14 protein-coding genes are annotated in these 19664 nt (G+C 51.1%); 4 read left to right on the top strand and 10 right to left on the bottom strand.

Annotated features, from left to right (window positions below):
- Positions 1-108 precede the first annotated feature (108 nt).
- The gene (locus INP78_RS09115; protein WP_194741898.1) at positions 109-366 is read right to left on the bottom strand and encodes a hypothetical protein; all 258 of its coding nucleotides are present in this window, start codon (positions 364-366) and stop codon (positions 109-111) included.
- A gap of 225 nt (positions 367-591) precedes the next feature.
- Positions 592-2397 carry a translational GTPase TypA gene (typA, locus tag INP78_RS09110; protein ID WP_194741897.1) on the bottom strand — a complete coding sequence of 602 codons (1806 nt, stop codon included), beginning with the start codon at positions 2395-2397 and terminating at the stop codon, positions 592-594.
- A gap of 384 nt (positions 2398-2781) precedes the next feature.
- Here typA and INP78_RS09105 point away from each other — a divergent pair, with 384 nt between their 5' ends.
- Positions 2782-4350, top strand: coding sequence for a DEAD/DEAH box helicase (locus tag INP78_RS09105; protein ID WP_194741896.1), 1569 nt, complete (start codon positions 2782-2784; stop codon positions 4348-4350).
- Between the two features lie 9 nt (positions 4351-4359).
- Entirely contained in the window at positions 4360-5796 is a 1437-nt protein-coding gene (locus INP78_RS09100; RefSeq protein ID WP_194741895.1) for a DEAD/DEAH box helicase, read from the top strand.
- 65 nt (positions 5797-5861) lie between these two features.
- Here INP78_RS09100 and INP78_RS09095 read toward each other — a convergent pair whose 3' ends face one another.
- The 8 genes from INP78_RS09095 to dnaE form a co-directional block, all read right to left on the bottom strand.
- Positions 5862-6287, bottom strand: coding sequence for a group II truncated hemoglobin (locus INP78_RS09095; RefSeq protein ID WP_194741894.1), 426 nt, complete (start codon positions 6285-6287; stop codon positions 5862-5864).
- A gap of 5 nt (positions 6288-6292) precedes the next feature.
- On the bottom strand, positions 6293-7489 hold the full coding sequence (gene purT / locus INP78_RS09090) for a formate-dependent phosphoribosylglycinamide formyltransferase (protein WP_194741893.1): 1197 nt from the start codon (positions 7487-7489) through the stop codon (positions 6293-6295).
- A 152-nt stretch (positions 7490-7641) separates the two neighbouring features.
- Positions 7642-8211, bottom strand: a complete 570-nt coding sequence (locus tag INP78_RS09085) for a PEP-CTERM sorting domain-containing protein (RefSeq protein WP_228522772.1) — start codon at positions 8209-8211, stop codon at positions 7642-7644.
- 144 nt (positions 8212-8355) lie between these two features.
- A complete protein-coding gene (locus tag INP78_RS09080) occupies positions 8356-9771 on the bottom strand; it encodes a sigma-54 dependent transcriptional regulator (RefSeq protein ID WP_194741892.1) in 1416 nt (471 codons plus the stop codon).
- Positions 9772-9794: 23 nt separating this feature from the next.
- Positions 9795-12197, bottom strand: a complete 2403-nt coding sequence (locus INP78_RS09075) for a TonB-dependent receptor (protein ID WP_194741891.1) — start codon at positions 12195-12197, stop codon at positions 9795-9797.
- 214 nt (positions 12198-12411) lie between these two features.
- Entirely contained in the window at positions 12412-13869 is a 1458-nt protein-coding gene (gene tilS / locus INP78_RS09070; RefSeq protein WP_194741890.1) for a tRNA lysidine(34) synthetase TilS, read from the bottom strand.
- A gap of 1 nt (position 13870) precedes the next feature.
- Positions 13871-14866: an acetyl-CoA carboxylase carboxyltransferase subunit alpha gene (locus INP78_RS09065; protein WP_194741889.1), complete on the bottom strand. Its 996-nt coding sequence runs from the start codon at positions 14864-14866 to the stop codon at positions 13871-13873.
- Positions 14867-14900: 34 nt separating this feature from the next.
- The gene (gene dnaE / locus INP78_RS09060) at positions 14901-18380 is read right to left on the bottom strand and encodes a DNA polymerase III subunit alpha (protein WP_194741888.1); all 3480 of its coding nucleotides are present in this window, start codon (positions 18378-18380) and stop codon (positions 14901-14903) included.
- Between the two features lie 181 nt (positions 18381-18561).
- Between dnaE and tpx (INP78_RS09055) the strand changes: the two genes are divergently transcribed.
- A complete protein-coding gene (gene tpx / locus INP78_RS09055; protein ID WP_194741887.1) occupies positions 18562-19068 on the top strand; it encodes a thiol peroxidase in 507 nt (168 codons plus the stop codon).
- An 89-nt stretch (positions 19069-19157) separates the two neighbouring features.
- A complete protein-coding gene (tpx, locus tag INP78_RS09050) occupies positions 19158-19661 on the top strand; it encodes a thiol peroxidase (protein ID WP_019882198.1) in 504 nt (167 codons plus the stop codon).
- Positions 19662-19664: the final 3 nt, after the last annotated feature.

Here is a 19664-nt window from a genome sequence, read left to right as displayed (position 1 = left end):
CCGCAAGCAAATGAGTCATGGCCCGGAATCAGAAACAGACCACGCAGGTGACAGACATAAAAAAACAGCCCCTGACGAGGCTGTTATTAGGGGAGATTTCCGCTTTAATTATTGGCTGCGGCCGAACAACAAGCCCAAAACGCCGCCAGACAGTACGCCAGATAAAGCAGAGACCACTGCCGGGCCTGATGGGCCATTTAACACTGAACCCAAAACGGCTGTCACACCCACAATGCCACCAACCGCAGCAATTAACACATTGCCCGCAGCAATCGTTTCTTCTGGCGTGCCATAGTAGCCAATACCAGCGCCCAAACCACCAGATACCACGTCAACTTCTACAGCATTCAATTCATGCATTGCCATTACTTTTCTCCTCAATTGAAATTAAACATACATCTTTCACGGCGTTAACTTAGATGCGTCCATTGGCCACTTAAAATTAACTTTAGTTATTTTATGTTTTCAATTATATCAAAAGTTAACATTATTTAGGACTGTTGCGATAATAAAAATTAACCCATCACAAGCAAGAGACGGGCAACAAAAAAGCCAGCATTCAGCTGGCTTTTTAATACAACAACTTAAAGACTATTTACCAGCACGTTTACGCTCGTGCTCCAACAAGTAGCGTTTACGCAGACGAATTGTTTTTGGTGTGATTTCGACCAACTCGTCGTCGTCAATAAACTCAACGGCACTTTCCAGGCTTAGTGAGACTGGCGGAATCAAACGAACCGCTTCATCGGTGCCTGAAGCACGCACGTTAGTTAATTGCTTACCTTTAATCGGGTTCACAACCAGATCGTTGTCGCGGCTGTGAATACCGATAATCATGCCTTCGTACAATCTGTCACCTGGGCTGGAGAACATCTTGCCGCGATCCTGCAGCTTCCACAAGGCATAAGCCACGGCTTCGCCCTGCTCGGCTGAGATCAGCACGCCATTACGACGACCAGGCATATCGGCTTTAACAGGCGCGTATTCATCAAAAATATGCGCCATCAAGCCAGTACCGCGGGTCAATGTTAAGAACTCCCCCTGGAAGCCAATCAGTCCACGGGCTGGAATACGATACTCCAGGCGCGTGCGGCCATTACCATCAGATTCCATATTGGACATCTCACCACGGCGGCGTCCCAACTCCTCCATCACCGCACCCTGGTTCTCGTCTTCCAGATCCACGGTCAGGATTTCGTATGGTTCACATTTTTCACCATTGATTTCTCTGAATACGACGCGTGGTTTACCCACAGCAATTTCAAAGCCTTCACGACGCATGTTTTCCAGCAGAATCGTCAAGTGCAACTCGCCACGGCCAGACACGCGGAATACATCGGTGTCTTCGGTATCTTCAACACGCAAGGCCACGTTCACCAGCAACTCTTTGGTTAAACGGTCACGGATTTGACGTGAAGTAATAAACTTACCTTCTGTACCGGCTAATGGTGAGGTGTTGACCATAAAGTCCATGGTCAGTGTTGGCTCATCCACGCCCAAATGCGGCAAACCCACTGGCTTGTCGCGGTCACAGATGGTGAAACCGATACCAATTTCTTCAATACCGGAAATAATCACAATGTCACCGGCTTCAGCTTCTTCAACCGGTACGCGCTCCAAACCTTTAAAACCTAATACCTGGTTGATACGGCCTTGCGCGACTTGTTCGTCTTCACGCATCACTGCCACAACCTGGCCTGGCTTGATACGACCATTGGTCACACGGCCAACGCCCAGGCGGCCTGTGTAGGTAGAGTAATCCAGAGCAGAAATTTGCAATTGCAAAGGCGCTTCGCTGTCGCCTTTAGGTGGCTCAACATGGCTTAGAATCGTGTCAAACAAGGCACGCATATTGTCTGAAGGTTTGCTCATATCCAAGGTAGCAAAGCCATTCAACGCTGAGGCGTAGACCACGGGGAAGTCTAATTGCTCATCAGTCGCGCCCAGGTTGGCAAACAAATCAAACGTATGATTAATTACCCAATCAGGACGTGCACTTGGGCGGTCCACTTTGTTAATCACCACGATAGGCTTCAAACCGAGGGCCAATGCTTTTTTAGTCACGAAGCGTGTTTGTGGCATCGGGCCATCTACGGCATCAACCAATAACAATACGCCATCCACCATGCCTAATACACGCTCAACCTCACCACCAAAGTCCGCATGGCCCGGTGTGTCGACAATATTAATGTGCGTGCCTTCATAGGTTAAAGCCGTATTTTTAGCCAGAATAGTAATGCCACGCTCTTTTTCCAGATCGTTGCTATCCATCACGCGCTCAGTGACCGCTTGGTGTGAGGCAAAGGTACCTGATTGTTGAAGTAGTTTATCGACCATGGTTGTTTTACCGTGGTCAACGTGCGCGATAATTGCGATATTTCTAAGGTTGCGTGCCATGTGAACTGCCATCTGTTTGGAAAGGGCGCGATTTTATCACAAATCAACTTAAATATTTGACTTTTAAAATAAAGTAGCTATACTGCGAGCAACTTTAAAACACGGCTGGTACTAGACCCGCCACATTTGTTTTAAATTCATTGCCCTGACCTGTCGATAACTCGCGAAATTTTGAGGTTATCATCTTTAGATGAAGTCTTGATGACACATCTTCTTTTATCGGTTAGTGGCCATGCCCAAGCGCCGGTAAAAGCATCCATTCCCAAATGTTGCTTTGGCTTAGTTAATATTGCACCACATTACTCTTAGTGTCGTGCTGCTTAATTGGCTTTGCTTTATTGCTTTACTAGCGCCCTTTTTAATTGTTGATGAAAGGGACATTCCTTGTCTTTTGCAGATTTAAATCTCGACCCCTCCATTTTGCGCGCATTGACCGACGCAGGCTATGAAAACCCAACACCTATTCAGGCACAATCTATTCCTGAAGCTTTGCAAGGCCGTGACATCATGGCCTCTGCCCAAACCGGCACTGGTAAAACCGCTGCCTTTACCCTGCCAGCCTTAAACCTGCTGGCGACACAACATCCGGTTCGCAGCCGCGGCCCACGTATCCTGGTGCTGACACCAACGCGCGAACTGGCAGCCCAAGTAAATGACGCTGCGCGTAAATACGGTAAATTCTTGCGCGCCCGCTGCATCAGCATCGTCGGTGGCATGCCTTACCCATTGCAAAACAAATTGCTGTCACAGCCACTGGATATCCTGGTGGCAACCCCAGGCCGCTTTATAGATCACCTTGAGCGTGGTCGTATTGATTTGAGCCGTTTGCAAATGCTGGTACTGGACGAAGCCGACCGTATGCTGGACATGGGCTTTATGCCAGATGTTGAGCGTATTTGTGAAGCCCTGCCTGCCGAGCGCCAAACGCTGCTGTTCTCAGCAACGCTGGACGGCATTATGGATATTGGCAAACGTTTCTTGCGCAATCCAGTGACGATTCAAGTTGCTGGCCAGAAAGAGCGTCACGCCAACATTGAGCAGCGCCTGCACTTTGTGGACGACATGAACCACAAAAACAAATTGCTGGAGCACTTGCTGATTGCCCCAGACGTCAACCAAACCATTATTTTCACCAGCACCAAGCGTCATGCTGACTTGCTGGCAGAAGACTTGTACGCCGCTGGCCATAGCACCGCAGCGCTGCACGGCGACATGACACAAGGCGCACGTAACCGCACCTTGACCAAACTGCGCCATGGCGACGTTAAAGTGTTGGTTGCCACCGATGTGGCTGCACGCGGTATCGACGTGCAAGGCATTTCACACGTGATTAACTACGACCTGCCAAAGTTTGCCGAAGATTACGTACACCGTATTGGCCGTACTGGTCGCGCCAACAACACCGGCGTCGCGATTTCTTTCGCCTCAAACGCGGACCGTCATTTGTTGCGCAAAATTGAGCAATACACAGGCCAAAAACTGCAAGCGGAAGTGATTGCAGGCTTTGAACCGAAACGAGCTGCCCGCATGGATGATGGCGCTGATGGCAAACGTGGCGGCCGACGCAATGGCAAGCCACAAGGCAAAGGCGGTTTCCGTCGTGACGATCGCCCAGGCCAGAACAAGTCATTTGGTGAGCGCGCTGCCCGTGAAGGCAGCCGTGATGCCGGTCAACGTGAAGCATTTGGGAACAAACCACGTGCGCCACGCCAGACTGAGCAAAAACAGGACAAAGAAGTTAACGGTAACAGCAAGCACTACAACAAAGATACCGACTTCCAGTTTGCACGTGCATTGGCTGACGAGTTTGGTCAACGCCGCCCACGTCCTGCAGGCAACAACCAGGAGCGCTTTGGCAACCCTAACGGCAACCGTGGCAACAACAAACCACGTCCGGCAGGCAAGTCATTTGGCGACAATGGTGGTGCCAAACGCCCACGTTCATTTGCCTAAGACTCGCCTATGTCTGAGCAAACCACAGTAGATTTTCGTGCGCTCGGCTTGGCCGAGCCGCTGTTAAAGGCGATTGACGAGTCTGGCTACACCACGCCAACGCCCATTCAAGCACAAGCCATCCCGCTTGCGCTGCAGCGCATGGACCTGATGGCAGGTGCGCAAACTGGCACGGGCAAAACGGCAGCGTTTTCCTTGCCTATTTTGCACACCTTGTTGCCACTCTCAAGCACCAGCACCTCACCCGCCAAGCACCCTATCCGGGCCTTGGTATTGGCGCCTACGCGTGAACTGGCGATACAGGTCTATGACAACATCAAAACCTACGCCAAGCACACCGCTTTACGTAGCCTGGTAGTGTATGGTGGTGTGGACATCAAAACCCAAACGCCGCACCTAAAAGCGGGCGTGGAAATTTTGGTCGCTACGCCCGGCCGTTTGCTGGATCATGTCGAGCAGAAAACCCTGTCTCTGAGCCAGGTGCAGTTTCTGGTGCTGGACGAGGCCGATCGTATGCTGGACATGGGCTTTATGCCAGACCTGAAACGCATTCTGGCTCTGTTGCCTAAACAGCGTCAGAACCTGATGTTTTCAGCGACGTTTTCGGATGAAATCAAAAAACTGGCCGATGCCTTTTTGAACAACCCGACCTTGATCGAAGTGGCGCGCAGCAATGCCACCAATGACAATGTCGAGCAAAAAGCCTACCTGGTGAATAGCGACCAGAAACAGCGCTTCCTGGTGCAGTTACTCAAGCAATACGCCAACCAGCAAGTCATTGTGTTCACCAAAACCAAGCTCTCTGCCAGCAAACTGGCGCGTGCGCTGGAACGTGACCAGATTCCATGTAGCGCCATTCATGGTGACAAATCACAGAAAGAACGTATTGAAGCACTGGATGCGTTTAAAGCAGGCTCCATTCACGCCCTGGTTGCCACAGATGTAGCGGCACGCGGGCTGGATATCAGCGACTTGCCCCTGGTGATTAACTATGAAATCTCAACGGCACCGGAAGACTATGTGCACCGAATTGGCCGTACCGGCCGCGCAGGCGCCAAAGGCATTGCGATCTCACTCATCGACGAAGATGAAACCAAATACTTCGACGACATCGAGAAGTTGATTAAAAAGCAGATTCCAAAAGAAAAAGCCACGATCAACACAAGTAGTAGCAGACCTCGCCCGTCAAAAGCCGCAAGCGCAGAAGATGGCTGGTTCCAGCAACCTTACCAGCCTTCGGCAGCCGCCGCAGCCCCCAAACAAGTGCCAGCCAAGCCATCTAGCGCCAAGCGTAAAGTGGTTGCAGCCTTGTTAGGTGGCTTTGGTTTTAAAGCCACGCCGCAAACGCGCAACCAGGCCAAGCGTAGCGCAGGTAAGCCACGCCAGAAAGCCCAGGGCAATGAACTTGCCCAAGCTGAGGTCGTAGAAACCATCAACACGCTTTAAGACAAGGCAGCAGCCATAAAAAAGCCCCGTTTTTACGGGGCTTTTTTTATCATAACCTGAGGCTATTAGCCTTCGCGGTTACGCATAAAGTCCGCCACACCATAAAGCTGGTTGGCAATATGCTTCATCAGCGACTCTTCAAACTGTAACGTATGCATGGCTTTAATCATGCAATACATCCATTGGTCACGCGCCGACTCGTCAATCGGGAATGGCATATGCCGTGCCCGCAAACGCGGATGGCCGTAGCGCTCAATATACAACTGTGGCCCACCGGTCCAGCCCATTAAAAACATAAACAGTTTTTCCCGGGCTTCGGTTAAATCCGGCTGATGAATGGCACGCAAAGCCGCCGCTTTTGGATCGCTATCCATGGTGTCGTAAAAGGTTTCGACCAGGTTGCGTATGGTCTCTGCGCCCTTTTCTGCACCACCCAGCCATTCAAATAGCGACTGCTTGGCCGCGTTAGGCTCTTGAATCTCCACTGCCATACTGCTTAACCTGCCGCTTTTGGCGTCACCAGCGCTGCCGCCTGCTTGGCAAGTTCACGCGCGGCTTCGGTATTCTCTGCCGTCGCCAATGCAACACCCATCCGGCGGCGCACAAACGACTCTGGCTTGCCAAACAAGCGGATCTCGCTATTAGGCACAGACATGGCGGCTTCCAGTCCGTGATACTCAAGCACAGGCGCGTCTGCTCCACCATAAATCACGGCACTGGCGCCAGCTTCACGCTGCGCCACATCCACCGGCAACCCCAGAATGGCGCGTGCATGCAATTCAAATTCGTTTAGGCGCTGTGTACACATGGTGACCATGCCGGTGTCGTGTGGACGTGGGCTGACTTCGGAGAACCAGACTTGCTCGCCTTTCACAAACAACTCAACCCCAAACAGGCCCTGGCCGCCCAAAGCATCTGTCACCTTTTTGGCAATGTCTTGTGCATTTTTCAACGCTTGCGGAAGCATGGCCTGTGGTTGCCAGCTTTCTACATAATCGCCCTGCTTCTGCACATGGCCAATCGGCGCACAGAAGTGTGTTTCAATCTGGCCGGATACATTCTTGGCACGCACGGTCAGCAGGGTAATTTCATAATCAAAATCAATTTGGCCTTCGACAATCACCACGCCCTGATTAACGCGGCCGCCGCTGGCAGCGTACTCCCAGGCCGTTTTGACTTCAGATGCTTGCGTAATACGTGATTGGCCTTTGCCTGACGAAGACATGGTAGGTTTGATAAAGCAAGGATAGCCAATGCCACCATCAATCGCTGCTTGCAGCTCTGCCTCAGAGCGGGCAAACGCATAAGGGGATGTTGGCAAACTTAATTCTTCGGCAGCCAGGCGACGGATACCTTCACGGTTCATCGTCAGCTGCACTGCGCGCACGGTAGGCACGACAGTCACACCAGTGGCCTCAATCTCAGCCAGCGCCTCGGTATTCAAGGCCTCGATTTCTGGCACGATGTAATGTGGCTTGACCTGATTAACCAGGGCTTTCAACGCCGTGGCATCTGTCATATCAATCGCGTAAGCATGATGCGCCACCTGATGGCCAGGCGCATGTTCGTAGCGATCGACCGCAATGACTTCTACCCCCAAACGCTGCAAGGCAATAATCACCTCTTTACCAAGCTCACCACTGCCTAATAGCATGACTTTGGTCGCATTTGCGCTCAACGGGGTACCAATCATTTTCAGCTCCACTGTAAAAATGCAATGATACCATGCAGCCTTAGACTGACACCTGATCGTCGTTGATTTATGTCAGCAAACACCTCACTTGCAAAAGCCCGGCCAATAACAAAAAACCTCGCCAGAGCGAGGTTTTGAATGATCAAGCGCTGTTAACGTGACTTGCGTCTTGCTAACAGGCCGATGGCCGCCAAACCGGCAAACATCATGGCGGCATTTTCAGGCTCGGGTACAGTCGTCACATTGACTGCAATCTGGCCAGCGTTATCGCCAAAATTCGAATCCCAGTAATACAGCTTCAACACGCCACTTTCAGCCGCAACACCACTATAACTGGTACCTAATGCGATATACGTATTACCGATGCGGCCTACCAACTGGCCGAAGTTGGCTGTAAAACCATCCATGGTCACCGGTCCGTAGTTAATCCCGATCAAAGTACCTACAGATTGACCAGAGTCATCCGTCGCCGTGGCATACAAATCGCCATTCAAGCCATTTGCAGTAGAGAACCGAGGCAATGCCCCAGCACTCCATAAATCATCAACACTGACAGAAATATTGAACACATCGCCTGCGTTCAGCGTAATGGTATCCAGACCTGCCCCCACTCCCTGCGCAATACTATTGTCGTAAGCACTGACGTTATAGCTTGCCGCAAAGGCCTGATGGCTGACTGTTAATGCGAGTAACATGGCACTACACAATCGACTGACTGACATACTCCGCTCCTCATCATCGTTATAAGAATGTCTGATGACCTTATGCCTAATACGCATGCTTGTCAATAGTCCTCATGCAGACCACATAGACCAGCTAAGTGATTGAACTGAAAATGGTTTTGTGCCTTCTTTGTTCACCAGCCATCAGACGGAAATACCGTGTTTGTCCATGCGGTAGCGCATGGTCATGCGGGTAATCCCCAGCAGGCGTGCCGCTTTGGAAACATTATTGCGGGACTGCTCCAAAGCATTCAGCAACATCGCTTTTTCAGCGCCATCTAATGTGACCTGCGCTTCACCTTGCATAGATGTATTGGCGTTGACTGCAGCCAGCTGTGGCAAGCCCAGATCGTGTTCTGAAATCATGGCCTGCGTGCACATCAACACTGCCCGGCTGATTTGGTGACGCATTTCACGCACATTGCCAGGCCAGTGGTAGCCTTGTATGGCCATCAGTGCCGCCACGCTAAATTCATGGTTTGGCAACGCATAACGCTTTTCCGTCATCTGCCTGAAGTAATTGGCCAATAACAGCACATCCTGGCCACGGTCACGCAGCGGCGGCATCTGCATAGTGATGACGTTTAAACGGTAATACAGGTCTGAGCGGAAGCGCCCTTCACTAGACATCTGGTACAAATCACGGTTAGTCGCCGCAATAATACGTGCCTGCACCGGGCGCTCTTTGGTGGAGCCAAGGCGGCGCACCATTCTGCGCTCCAGCACATTCAGCAATTTCGCCTGCAACCCCAACGGTAACTCGCCGATTTCATCTAAAAACAATGTGCCATCTTCGGCAGACTCAATCAGGCCCGGACGGGAAGCCACTGCATTGGTAAATGCGCCCTTTTCATGGCCAAACAACTCACTTTCAATGAGCTCTGCCGGCAACGAGGCACAATCCACATGCACAAAAGGCTTGTCATGATTCGCGCAACTGGCGTGCAAATAGCGCGCGACGACATCTTTACCAGTCCCTGTTTCACCAGTGATCAGCACCGTAGGTTGCACAGCATCGCTGAGCGAGCTCAACTGAGCAATACGGGTAATTTGCTGCCGCACGCTTTGCATAGCGGCACTTTCACCGATCAACTGCACAGATTCATTGGCAATAGTATCGCGCTGCCTCGAGTAGTCCAGGCTGGTTTGCAGATCAGTGGTTTTCTCATTCTTTTGAATAATGAGCAGTAATTCTTCAAGATCAATGGGTTTTTTCAAATAATCAATGGCACCCAGTTTGATGGCATTGACGGCATCCGTTACATCGCCAAATGCGGTCATAACGATGGTATTGATATTCTTGGCCACAAAGTCGGACAATAAGTCCAGGCCGTTTCCATCCGGCAGGCGCATATCCAGCAGCGCCATATCCGGTTCAAACTGTTTCACCAGCAACCTGGCGTCATGCAAAGATTCTGCGTGCTCACACTCAAACCCGGCTTTCTGAAGGCGTTTAACCACCGCCTTGGCAAACAGCACTTCGTCTTCTACCAACAAGATTTTTTTCTTAAAGGGTAAAAAAACCGATTTATCCGTGGATGATGAAATTTGTGAAAGCACGCGTCGTCCTTAATGATTGCTATTTAGTCACGGTCGTAACTGGCTAATGATGGTTTGGCACCGAACTCGTAACGGAAGCCCAACCAGCCCGCGCGAGGCGCGCCTATCATCAGCAATTTGGAAGGTTCTTCATTACCAGAGAACTGACCGCCTTCAATCCAGTTTTCGCCCAGCAAGCCACCTGTTGCATATTCTTTGTCAAAAATATTGATAGCTTTAGCAAAGAACTGCCAACCACTGCTGCCGAAACGGTAACGGGTATCGATATTAACGATGGTGAAACCACCCACTTTGCCAGAATCCTGTACGTGCTCATCATCACCATCATTGGCACGATGCCTGTTGTTCTCGTTACCACGCACATATACGTCTGAATAGGTGTTGATATTGCTACCCACAGACCATTGCGACGTCACTTGGTATTGGAAACGCAGTTTCAGGGCATGCTCAGGCAGGTTAGGCAAGCGATCGCCTTTGCTAACCTGAATAGCCGTGCCGTCAGAAGACGAGTTCACCTGATTGGTGATTTCAAAAGGTGTTTGGTAAGTCGCACGCACAAAGCTATAGCCCACGTTCCATGACAAATCGCCAGTCACCCCATTCAAACCAGCATCCAGACCTACGCGACGGGTTTTACCAACATTGTCAAAATAGCCCATGCCATTGGTCGCGTTGGTGGCAATGAACTGAATATCGTCATGGTTTTCAGTGCGATATACCGCTGTAGACCAACGAATGTTATCGGTTAACTGGCCTCGGGCACCCACTTCAAAGGTTTTCGCCACCACTTTTTTCAACGGCGGATCCCCTGCCATCGCATTTGGCAGTTTGCAAGGCACAGCCGGGTTTGCACAACCTAACTCCATAGAGGTTGGTGCACGCATGCCTTCGTTATAGCTACCGTACATGGTCAATGCTTGTGTAGGCGTAAAGTTCAGGCCAACGGAAGGATTGAGGCGGTTAAAGCTATGGTTACCAGACAATGACTCAGGATCAGTAACGTCCGGAATCAGGCGGTCACGGTTTTCAACCTTGATATGGTTGTAGCGGCCAGACATGGTTAAATGCCATTGGTCAGTCAATGACAAAGTATCCGTCACAAATGCACCCCAGCTAGTGGTTCTGCCATTCAGTTTCACAGCAGCTTCATCGCTCAGCTCCCCCAATGCATCCACACCACGCGAGGCATTAATGAGGCCAAATTCAGTAGATTGCGAAAACTTGATTTTGGAAAAGTCATAGCCAGCGCCCACAATGAACTGGTTTTTCTTCTCAAACAGTGGCTGGTTAAAGGTCAACTGGGTATTAAAGCCATGTCCTCTTTGACGCGTATTGCTGCGGTTCAATGCCCCTGAACAAGTCTCCTCAGAGTTAGTGCCAGCCTGGCAAGCTGCAAGCGCAGCGGCCAACTCAGTACTATCAATTTCACCATTCGCGTCTAAATCCAGCGCACCCGAGCCGTTGAAATCATCATTCACATCACCGTTCAAGGTTTTGCGGTTAGATTGGCGGAAATACACATTACCGGTTAACTGCACATCGTCGTTAAACCAGTGGCTACCATTCAAATTCAGAAAGTTCATGCTGTTTTTGGTTTGGTCAGGGCGCGTATTGATGCTGCTGCGGCCAAAATCCTGGATCAGCTCTTTTTGCACCAAGCCGTTACCAATCATATTGTTGTCGGCACCGGTATAGCTTAACTCCAGGCGTGTCGTTTCATTTTGCCAGCCCACTTTGCCAAACAGTTGCTTGACCGTGCTTGGCGAATAATCACGCCAGCCATCTTCGTCAAAGTAGTTGCCAGAAATAAAGTAATCGACTGAGTTATCTTCTGATACACCGCCAAATTCAGCAGAAGTGTTTTTACGACCCCATGAACCAAAGCTCGTTTCAATCGCGCCACCTTTGTGGGTACGGCCATTTTTTGTCGTGACAGACAAAGCGCCCCCCAGCGTGTTTAAGCCAAAAACAGGGTTAGAGCCAGGAATCAAGTTCATGTTAGCAATCGCATTCACCGGAATTAAATCCCAGTTGACCACATCGCCGAAAGGCTCATTCACACGAACACCATCCACAAACACAGACAGGCCTTGTGGAGTCCCGAGCAATGGCGATGCAGTAAAGCCACGGAACAAGACATCTGGCTGAAACGGGTTGTTCTGGGTTTCATTGACACTCACCCCCACCAGGTTGTTATTCATAAAATCAGCGATGGTATTGCTATGCTGATTCACAATCTGCTTGCCCTTGGCGGACTGCACGTTGGCAGGCACTTTTTCCAGTGGCAGACCGACACCTGGCAGCGGTGTGGTGCCCACAACCTCAACCTTTTCCAATTTAACGTCCTCAGCCTGCACAGTCATTGCCTGCGCTGCATAAGCAGACACAATGGCAAGCAGCAATGGCTTGATGGTATTTTTATTCATAACGTATGATCCTTTTATTTCCCGAGAATACTTTTGTAAAAATATTTTATTAAAAAGCACTCCTTTAACAGCAAAAACTGTTCCGTTTATGTCTGCAATAAAAAGATCATTGAAATCAATTAAATAGAATTATCTTGGTGGATATCAACCATAAAATTGGCTATATACAACCAATTTTATGGTTTTTGGTGGTTATTTACAACCAATATGTCAATTAACGAAGGGGGGTGAGGAAAACTTCAAGGCCGTAAGCATTACGGCCTGGACGCCAAGCTTCATCGACTGCAAGCGCAGCTAAAGCTACCAGCGTTTGTGAGGCGGTAGGTTGAGTTGTGGCGACTTGAACCACTGGATAAAAAGCACGCTGCCAGGGTGGAATCCCCAGCATTTGGAAAATGACTTTTAATTCGCGTCTGGGGCGCTTGGCATCAGGCTGCAATACCTCACCGCCCGTCCTCGGCGTAATCAACAATGACAAGCCTTCAGGCAACGGAATCGGCTGGCCATAGCGCTTATTCAGAGTAATGGCAGCAGGCGAAATACCTAGCCTGGCCAGGGCGATACCACGTCCTTTACTGACTTTGAACTGCACTTGCCAGTCGCCCCAGGTCTGCGTTTGATGGCCTTGCCAGACCAATGGCGTTTGCGGCAATGCGGCTGGTTTAGCAACGCAGTACAGACGCTGCTGATAATGATGCAGATAAGCGCGGCGGTCTGCCGCCTGCCCTTGCAATGGTAAATGCAGATAGCGGTGTGGCTTCACCGAGGACAGTTGTTTCCAGTAATCCTGTAATTGCTCGGTATTCGGCATGCGTAATTGGCGCTGCTGGAACCAGAAGCGTAACAGGTTTTTTGCACGCACGTCGCCCAGCGAGTGCAGATGCGGGATATCAATTGACTGCCCTAACCACTCCTCCCGCACATCGCATTGCAGCAAGTCCTGCTGCGCTAGTGTGTCCAGCAAAAGCTGGGCATCAGCAAGATGGCTGGCACTTCGTAGCAAGGCACTGTCCAGTTGCGGATAACGCTCGCGCAACACAGGCATGGCTTTTTGGCGCATGAAGTTGCGGTCATAACTGATGTCAGTATTACTCTCGTCCTCTACCCATTTTAATTGCTGGGTAGTGGCATATTGCAGCAACTCAGCCTTAGGCACCGCCAATAACGGCCTAAGCAGGTAACGTTCCGCATCCCAATGGCTCATGGCGCTCAGGCCTTTTACCCCTGCACCACGCACTAGCTGCAGCAATAATGTTTCGGCCTGATCCTGCATGTGATGTGCCGTGACAATGGCATCCGCGGCCAATTGCTGGCGCACTCGTTCTAATGCCTGGTAACGCGCATCGCGTGCGGTAGCTTCAACGCCCAGGCCGCTTTGCAAATCGACATGCACTTTTTCACTATAAAAAGGGATGTTGTGCTCACCACAAAGCTGTTCACACATCTGCAACCAGGCATCCGCATGCGGACTCAGGCCATGGTGCACGTGCATGGCGGATAAGCTAAAAGATAGCGAGGAGGATAGCTGCGACAAGGTGTGCAGCAGCACAATAGAATCCACACCACCGCTGAGCGCAAGCAGCAGATGCGGTGGCTGGGAATGCGGCGTGGCATTCTCGGCCCCAGCCAGAAAGGTCTTAATGACATTTTCCAACTGAGGCAGAAGGGACATGCTATTTTTCACCGCTGGCTTTGAACTTACCGTAACTCATCAAGCGCTGGTAGCGTGACTCCAGCAGTTGCGGCATTTTTTTGGCTTGCAAAGTTTTAAGTTGCTGGGCGATGGCTTGGCCAATACGCTCCATCACCTCTTCGTAGTTACGGTGTGCGCCACCCAATGGCTCGCTAATAATGTTATCAACCAAACCCAGGGTTTTCAGGCGGTCTGCGGTGATACCCAGTGTTTCAGCTGCATCGGGCGCCCGGCTTGCACTCTTCCACAAAATAGAAGCACAACCTTCAGGCGAAATGACGGAGTAAGTCGAATATTGCAGCATGTTCAAATGGTCTACCACGCCCAATGCCAGCGCGCCGCCTGAACCACCCTCACCGATCACTACACCAATAATTGGGGTTTTCAGTTCGGCCATCACATACAGGTTACGCGCAATCGCTTCTGATTGGCCACGCTCTTCTGCTCCAATCCCAGGATAAGCCCCTGGGGTATCGATAAAGGTAATGAGTGGCAGGTGGAATTTTTCAGCCAGGCGGAATAAGCGCAAGGCTTTACGATAACCCTCCGGGCGCGGCATGCCAAAGTTACGGTACTGGCGCTCTTTGATATCACGGCCTTTTTGATGGCCCATGACCATCACCGGAATGCCTTTGAAACGCGCGATACCGCCGACAATCGCCGGGTCATCCGCAAATGCACGGTCACCGTGCAACTCTTGGAAGTCGGTAAACAAGGCATTGATGTAATCAATGGTGTAAGGACGTTGCGGATGGCGGGCTACCTGGGAAATTTGCCAGGCACTCAGGTTTTGATAAGTATCTTGCAACAGCTTGGTATTTTTCTTTTGCAGCAAGTCCAGCTCTTTGGAAATATCCAGCGAGTCATGTTCATCGTGTGAAACTTGCAAAGCTTCAATACGCTTTTCGAGGGCCGCAATCGGCTGCTCAAAATCGAGATAAGTCAGTTTACTAGGCGTGAGACGTTTTGCACTCATAATGAATTCCAGTGTGAATTCTTAGAAAAAAAGTTCAGGCATTATAAAGGATTTTGACGTTTTCTTTTGACAACCAGCCCTGCAAATTCTGCAACAGGTCGTCATGCAGGACGACTTGCCAGTCATCGCCCAACATCAGGCTCACTTGCGCCGACTGGTTATGGTAGTCGACCTTGATCGGGCAACGCTTTTGCTCTTCGCCCGCATAACGGTAAGGTGTCAGCACATTCATCAACCGTTGCACATCAGAACTGCCATTGCAGCTCAACGTGAGCATTTGCGCAAAGCGGTTGCGCACCGCCGCCAGGTCATAGAGCTTTCTGGCACTGACACGAATGCCGCCAGAGAACTCGTCATTGCTGATACGGCCTTCCACGACCAGCAATTGGTCGTCTTTAATCCACTGCGCATGCTGCGTCAGCAACTCAGCGCCGACCACAACATCCACGCGGCCAACGGCGTCATCCAGTGTCACAATCGCCATCTTGCCACGCTGGGTCATACGCACGCGCACGCCCATCACCACGCCGGCCAGCAATTTAGGCTGCTCTTGCGGAGCGAGCTCGCTGAGATTACCTTTAATAAACGGTCCCAACTGTGGCTTGTAGCTTAAATACGGGTGGCCACTCAGGTAAAAACCAAGTGCCACTTTCTCCTCGACCAATGCTTGCTCCGGGCTCCACGGCGCAATGCCAGGCAAGGCATGGGTGGTTTCAACCACGCCGCCAAACAGGCAATCCTGCCCTGCATGCGCGGCACTCTGCTCGGCGACACTAATCGCCATATCCAGCCCGGCCAGCAAGGCGGCGCGGTTTTGCTCCAGCTTGTCAAACGCCCCGGCACGGATCAGAGACTCAATCACGCGGCGGTTCACCTTGCGCAGGTCCAGACGCTGGCAAAAATCAAAGATATCCTTAAACGGCCCTTGTGCCTGGCGCGACGCCATGATCAACTCAATCGCGGCCAGGCCGGTGCCTTTAATCGCCCCCAGCCCATATAACACCTGCTGCGCATTTAGCGGTTTAAACTGGTAGATACTGGCGTTGATATCCGGCGGCAACACCTCAACATGATTGGCGCCGCAATCATCGAAAAACGTATGCACGTTGTCGGTGTTGTTCATGTCGGCGGACATGGTTGCGGCAAGGAACGCCGCCGGGTAATGTGCCTTGAGATACGCGGTGTGATAGGCAACCAGCGCATAAGCTGCGGCGTGCGACTTGTTAAAGCCATAGCCCGCAAACTTTTCCAGCAAGTCAAACAGGTCATTAGACTGCTGCAACGTTAAGCCATTTTTTTGTGCGCCTTCGTTGAAAATTTCGCGCTGCTGCACCATTTCCTCAGGCTTTTTCTTACCCATGGCACGCCGCAGCAAGTCAGCGCCACCCAGGCTATACCCGGCCACCACCTGCGCGATCTGCATCACCTGCTCCTGATACACGGCAATGCCGTAGGTTTCTTTCAGGATAGACTCAGTGGAGGCATGCGGATACTCCACCCGTTGTGTACCGTGTTTGCGACGGCAGAAGTCAGGAATCAGGTCCATTGGGCCCGGACGATACAAGGCCACCAGCGCAATAATATCTTCAAACAAGTCTGGCTTGGCTTGCTTGAGCATGTCCTTCATGCCGCGCGATTCTAGCTGGAACACCGCCGTGGTATTAGCGGTTTTAAGCAAGTGGTAACTGCGTTTATCATCCAGCGGAATGGTTTCAAAACTCAGCGGCGGCAACTCTTCCTGCGCGCGCTGGGCATTGGCATTTTCCAACGCCATATTGAGGATGGTCAGCGTCCGCAGGCCCAAGAAGTCGAACTTGACCAGGCCGACCGCTTCCACGTCGTCTTTATCGTACTGGCTGACCAGGCTTTCGCCATTAGGTTGGCAATATACCGGCGAAAAGTCAGAAATCTTGCCTGGGGCAATCAACACGCCACCAGCGTGCATGCCGATGTTACGCACCAAGCCTTCCAGGCGCAGCGCTAAAGAAAGTAATTCTGCGACCTCTTCTTCTTTTTCACGGCGCTCCTGGAGTTGCGGCTCTTTTTCCAGCGCGCCTTCCAAGGTGATGCCTAACTCCATGGGGATGAGCTTGGCAATGCCATCAACAAAGTTAAATGGCAAATCGAGCACGCGGCCCACGTCACGAATCACCGCCTTCGCGGCCATGGTACCGAAGGTGGCGATCTGTGACACCGATGCCAAGCCATATTTATGCTTGACGTAATCGATGACGCGATCTCGCCCTTCCATACAGAAGTCAATATCGAAGTCGGGCATGGAAACCCGCTCAGGGTTGAGGAAACGCTCAAACAGCAGGTTGTATTTAAGCGGATCCAGGTCGGTAATGCCCAAGCTGTAAGCGACCAGCGAACCCGCACCAGAGCCCCGCCCCGGCCCCACTGGCACACCGTTATTTTTGGCCCAGTTAATAAAGTCCGCCACGATCAGGAAGTAACCCGGGAACCCCATCTGCACGATGATATTGCACTCGAACTGCAAGCGCTCTTCATATTCCTGGCGTTTGGCTTCGCGCTGTTGCTCGTCTGGATATAAATAGGCCAGGCGGTGTTCCAAGCCAAGTTTGGACTGGTCAATAAGGTATTGGTCCAGGCTTTCGCCGTTCGGTGTCGGGAAGTCCGGCAGGTAGTTTTTGCCTAAGGTCAGCGTCAAGTTGCAGCGTTTGGCAATCTCTACCGAGTTCTGCAAGGCCAGCGGCATATCGGCAAATAGGGCCTGCATCTCCGCCTGGGTTTTCACATATTGTGTGGCAACAAACTTGCGGGGACGGCGGTTATCCGCCAGCACATAGCCTTCTGCAATACAGGTGCGGGCTTCATGTGCCATAAAGTCGTCTGGCGTCTGGAACTGCACTGGATGCGTAGCGACCACGGGTAAATCAAGCTGCTGCGCGACTAATACGGTTTGCTGTATCAGCTGTTCCTGCGCATAAGCTTCAGGCGTGCCAGCCTCATGCACACGTTGCACTTCGAGATAATAGCGGCCAGCAAATACCTGCGCCCATTGCTGTGCATATTGCAAGGCGAGCGCATGATTGCCAGCCTGCAAAGCCTGGCCAACATCGCCTGCTGCAAAACCTGAAAGTACTAACAGTCCGGCATTCTTTTCCAGCAGCCACTCAGCTTTTATTTCTGCCCGTTCGCGGTACTGGTTTTCTAGATAAGCACTGGATAACAACTCACACAAATGACGATAGCCTTGCTGGTTCTGCACCAGCAACAGCAAGCGGTGCGGTTGATCACGCTGCACCGTATTTTCGATCCAGACATCGCAACCCAGCAGCGGTTTCAGGCCCTTACCACGGGCAGCCTTATAGAATTTGACTGCCCCAAACAGATTGGCAAGGTCGGTGAGCGCAATGGCAGGCATTGCATCGTTTTTGGCGGCTTTGACATAGTCGTCAATGCGCACTGTGCCGTCCACAATGGAGTACTCACTGTGACAGCGCAGATGAATAAATGCTGGTTGAATGATGGGAATTTCAGACGCTTCCATGGCTTTATTTTAACCGCCAACCTGCTTTTTTGTACCTATAACGCGTGCAAATAATCTGGTTGACAGCGTTAAAAACCCGGATTCATCCATGCCAGCCATACTGGTTAACATATGATAAAAAACTTAACCTATCGGCGTTATGCTCTATGATGTCTGACGTTTTTGTGAATAGATAACAGATATGCCGAATGCCACTGCTTTACTGGACGACCCGATACTGGTTGAAGACGATTTACCGAGCCTGGGGCAAACACTACCCTTCTTTCAACTGGTTAACCATGACCTGGAAGACGTGTCATTGGAGGCGTTTAGTGGCCAGCGCAAAATCCTGCATTTTTTTCCTGGCATAGACACCTCAACCAGTGCCAACAGTGTGCGTACGCTAGACAGTCTGGCGACAAACTTACCGAACACGGTCATGCTGCATATCTCCCCTGACCTGCCCTTCACCATGACGCGTTTCTGCGCCGCAGAAAACCTGTCCACCACCATTCATCTCTCAACCATGCGCGGCCGCGACATGCTTAAAAACTATGGCGTATTGATGATGACCAGCAAACTGGCGGGCTTGCCAGCGCGCGCACTCATTGTTGCCGACGAACAAGACCGTGTGCTGCATGTGGAACTGGTCAAAGAATTAACCAGCGAGCCTGACTACGCTGCCGCCCTGGCTGTCCTGCAAAAGTGATTCCCTTACTTTTTATGTGGTTGATTGACATCGACTGACACGTTAAAGTGCTCGTTTAACACTCATTCATCAATGTTTTGGAGACAATTATGGCAAGCGTAACGCTTAAAGGTAACCCGGTCGCCGTTGGCGGTAAATTTTTGGCTGCAGGCGATGCTGCCCCGGCTTTTCAACTGGCAGATGCCAAGCGCAACCTGGTTGGTCTGGATGCTTATGCAGGCAAGCGCAAAGTTCTCAACATTTTCCCTAGCATTGATACACCAACTTGCGCGACTTCTGTACGCACGTTCAACAAAGAAGCCAGCAGCGTGAACAACACCGTTGTATTGTGTGTGTCTGCTGACCTGCCGTTTGCACAAAGCCGTTTCTGCGGCGCAGAAGGCCTGGAAAACGTAGTGACCCTGTCAACTTTCCGTGACACTGCCAAGTTTGCTACCGACTACGGTGTATTTATCACTGACAGCAGCCTGGCGGGCTTAACAGCACGTGCAGTGGTTGTACTGGATGAAAACAACCAAGTATTGCATAGCGAACTGGTAGGCGAGATTGCTGATGAGCCTAACTACGCTGCTGCGCTGGCTGTATTGAAATAAGCG

The sequence above is a fragment of the Methylophilus sp. 14 genome (assembly GCF_015354345.1).
Classification (GTDB): domain Bacteria; phylum Pseudomonadota; class Gammaproteobacteria; order Burkholderiales; family Methylophilaceae; genus Methylophilus.
The sequence above is the reverse complement of the archived record's forward strand: the minus strand, read 5'-3'. Positions and strand labels throughout refer to the sequence as shown.

Excerpts from the sequence above, each read along its gene's own strand:
- INP78_RS09065 (WP_194741889.1), bottom strand. The coding sequence starts at position 14,866 with ATGAGTGCAAAACGTCTCACGCCTAGTAAACTGACTTATCTCGATTTT.
- INP78_RS09085 (WP_228522772.1), bottom strand. The coding sequence starts at position 8,211 with ATGTCAGTCAGTCGATTGTGTAGTGCCATGTTACTCGCATTAACAGTC.
- INP78_RS09095 (WP_194741894.1), bottom strand. The coding sequence starts at position 6,287 with ATGGCAGTGGAGATTCAAGAGCCTAACGCGGCCAAGCAGTCGCTATTT.
- dnaE (WP_194741888.1), bottom strand. The coding sequence starts at position 18,380 with ATGGAAGCGTCTGAAATTCCCATCATTCAACCAGCATTTATTCATCTG.
- tpx (WP_019882198.1), top strand. The coding sequence starts at position 19,158 with ATGGCAAGCGTAACGCTTAAAGGTAACCCGGTCGCCGTTGGCGGTAAA.
- purT (WP_194741893.1), bottom strand. The coding sequence starts at position 7,489 with ATGATTGGTACCCCGTTGAGCGCAAATGCGACCAAAGTCATGCTATTA.
- INP78_RS09100 (WP_194741895.1), top strand. The coding sequence starts at position 4,360 with ATGTCTGAGCAAACCACAGTAGATTTTCGTGCGCTCGGCTTGGCCGAG.
- INP78_RS09115 (WP_194741898.1), bottom strand. The coding sequence starts at position 366 with ATGGCAATGCATGAATTGAATGCTGTAGAAGTTGACGTGGTATCTGGT.
- tpx (WP_194741887.1), top strand. The coding sequence starts at position 18,562 with ATGCCGAATGCCACTGCTTTACTGGACGACCCGATACTGGTTGAAGAC.
- tilS (WP_194741890.1), bottom strand. The coding sequence starts at position 13,869 with ATGTCCCTTCTGCCTCAGTTGGAAAATGTCATTAAGACCTTTCTGGCT.
- typA (WP_194741897.1), bottom strand. The coding sequence starts at position 2,397 with ATGGCACGCAACCTTAGAAATATCGCAATTATCGCGCACGTTGACCAC.
- INP78_RS09075 (WP_194741891.1), bottom strand. The coding sequence starts at position 12,197 with ATGAATAAAAATACCATCAAGCCATTGCTGCTTGCCATTGTGTCTGCT.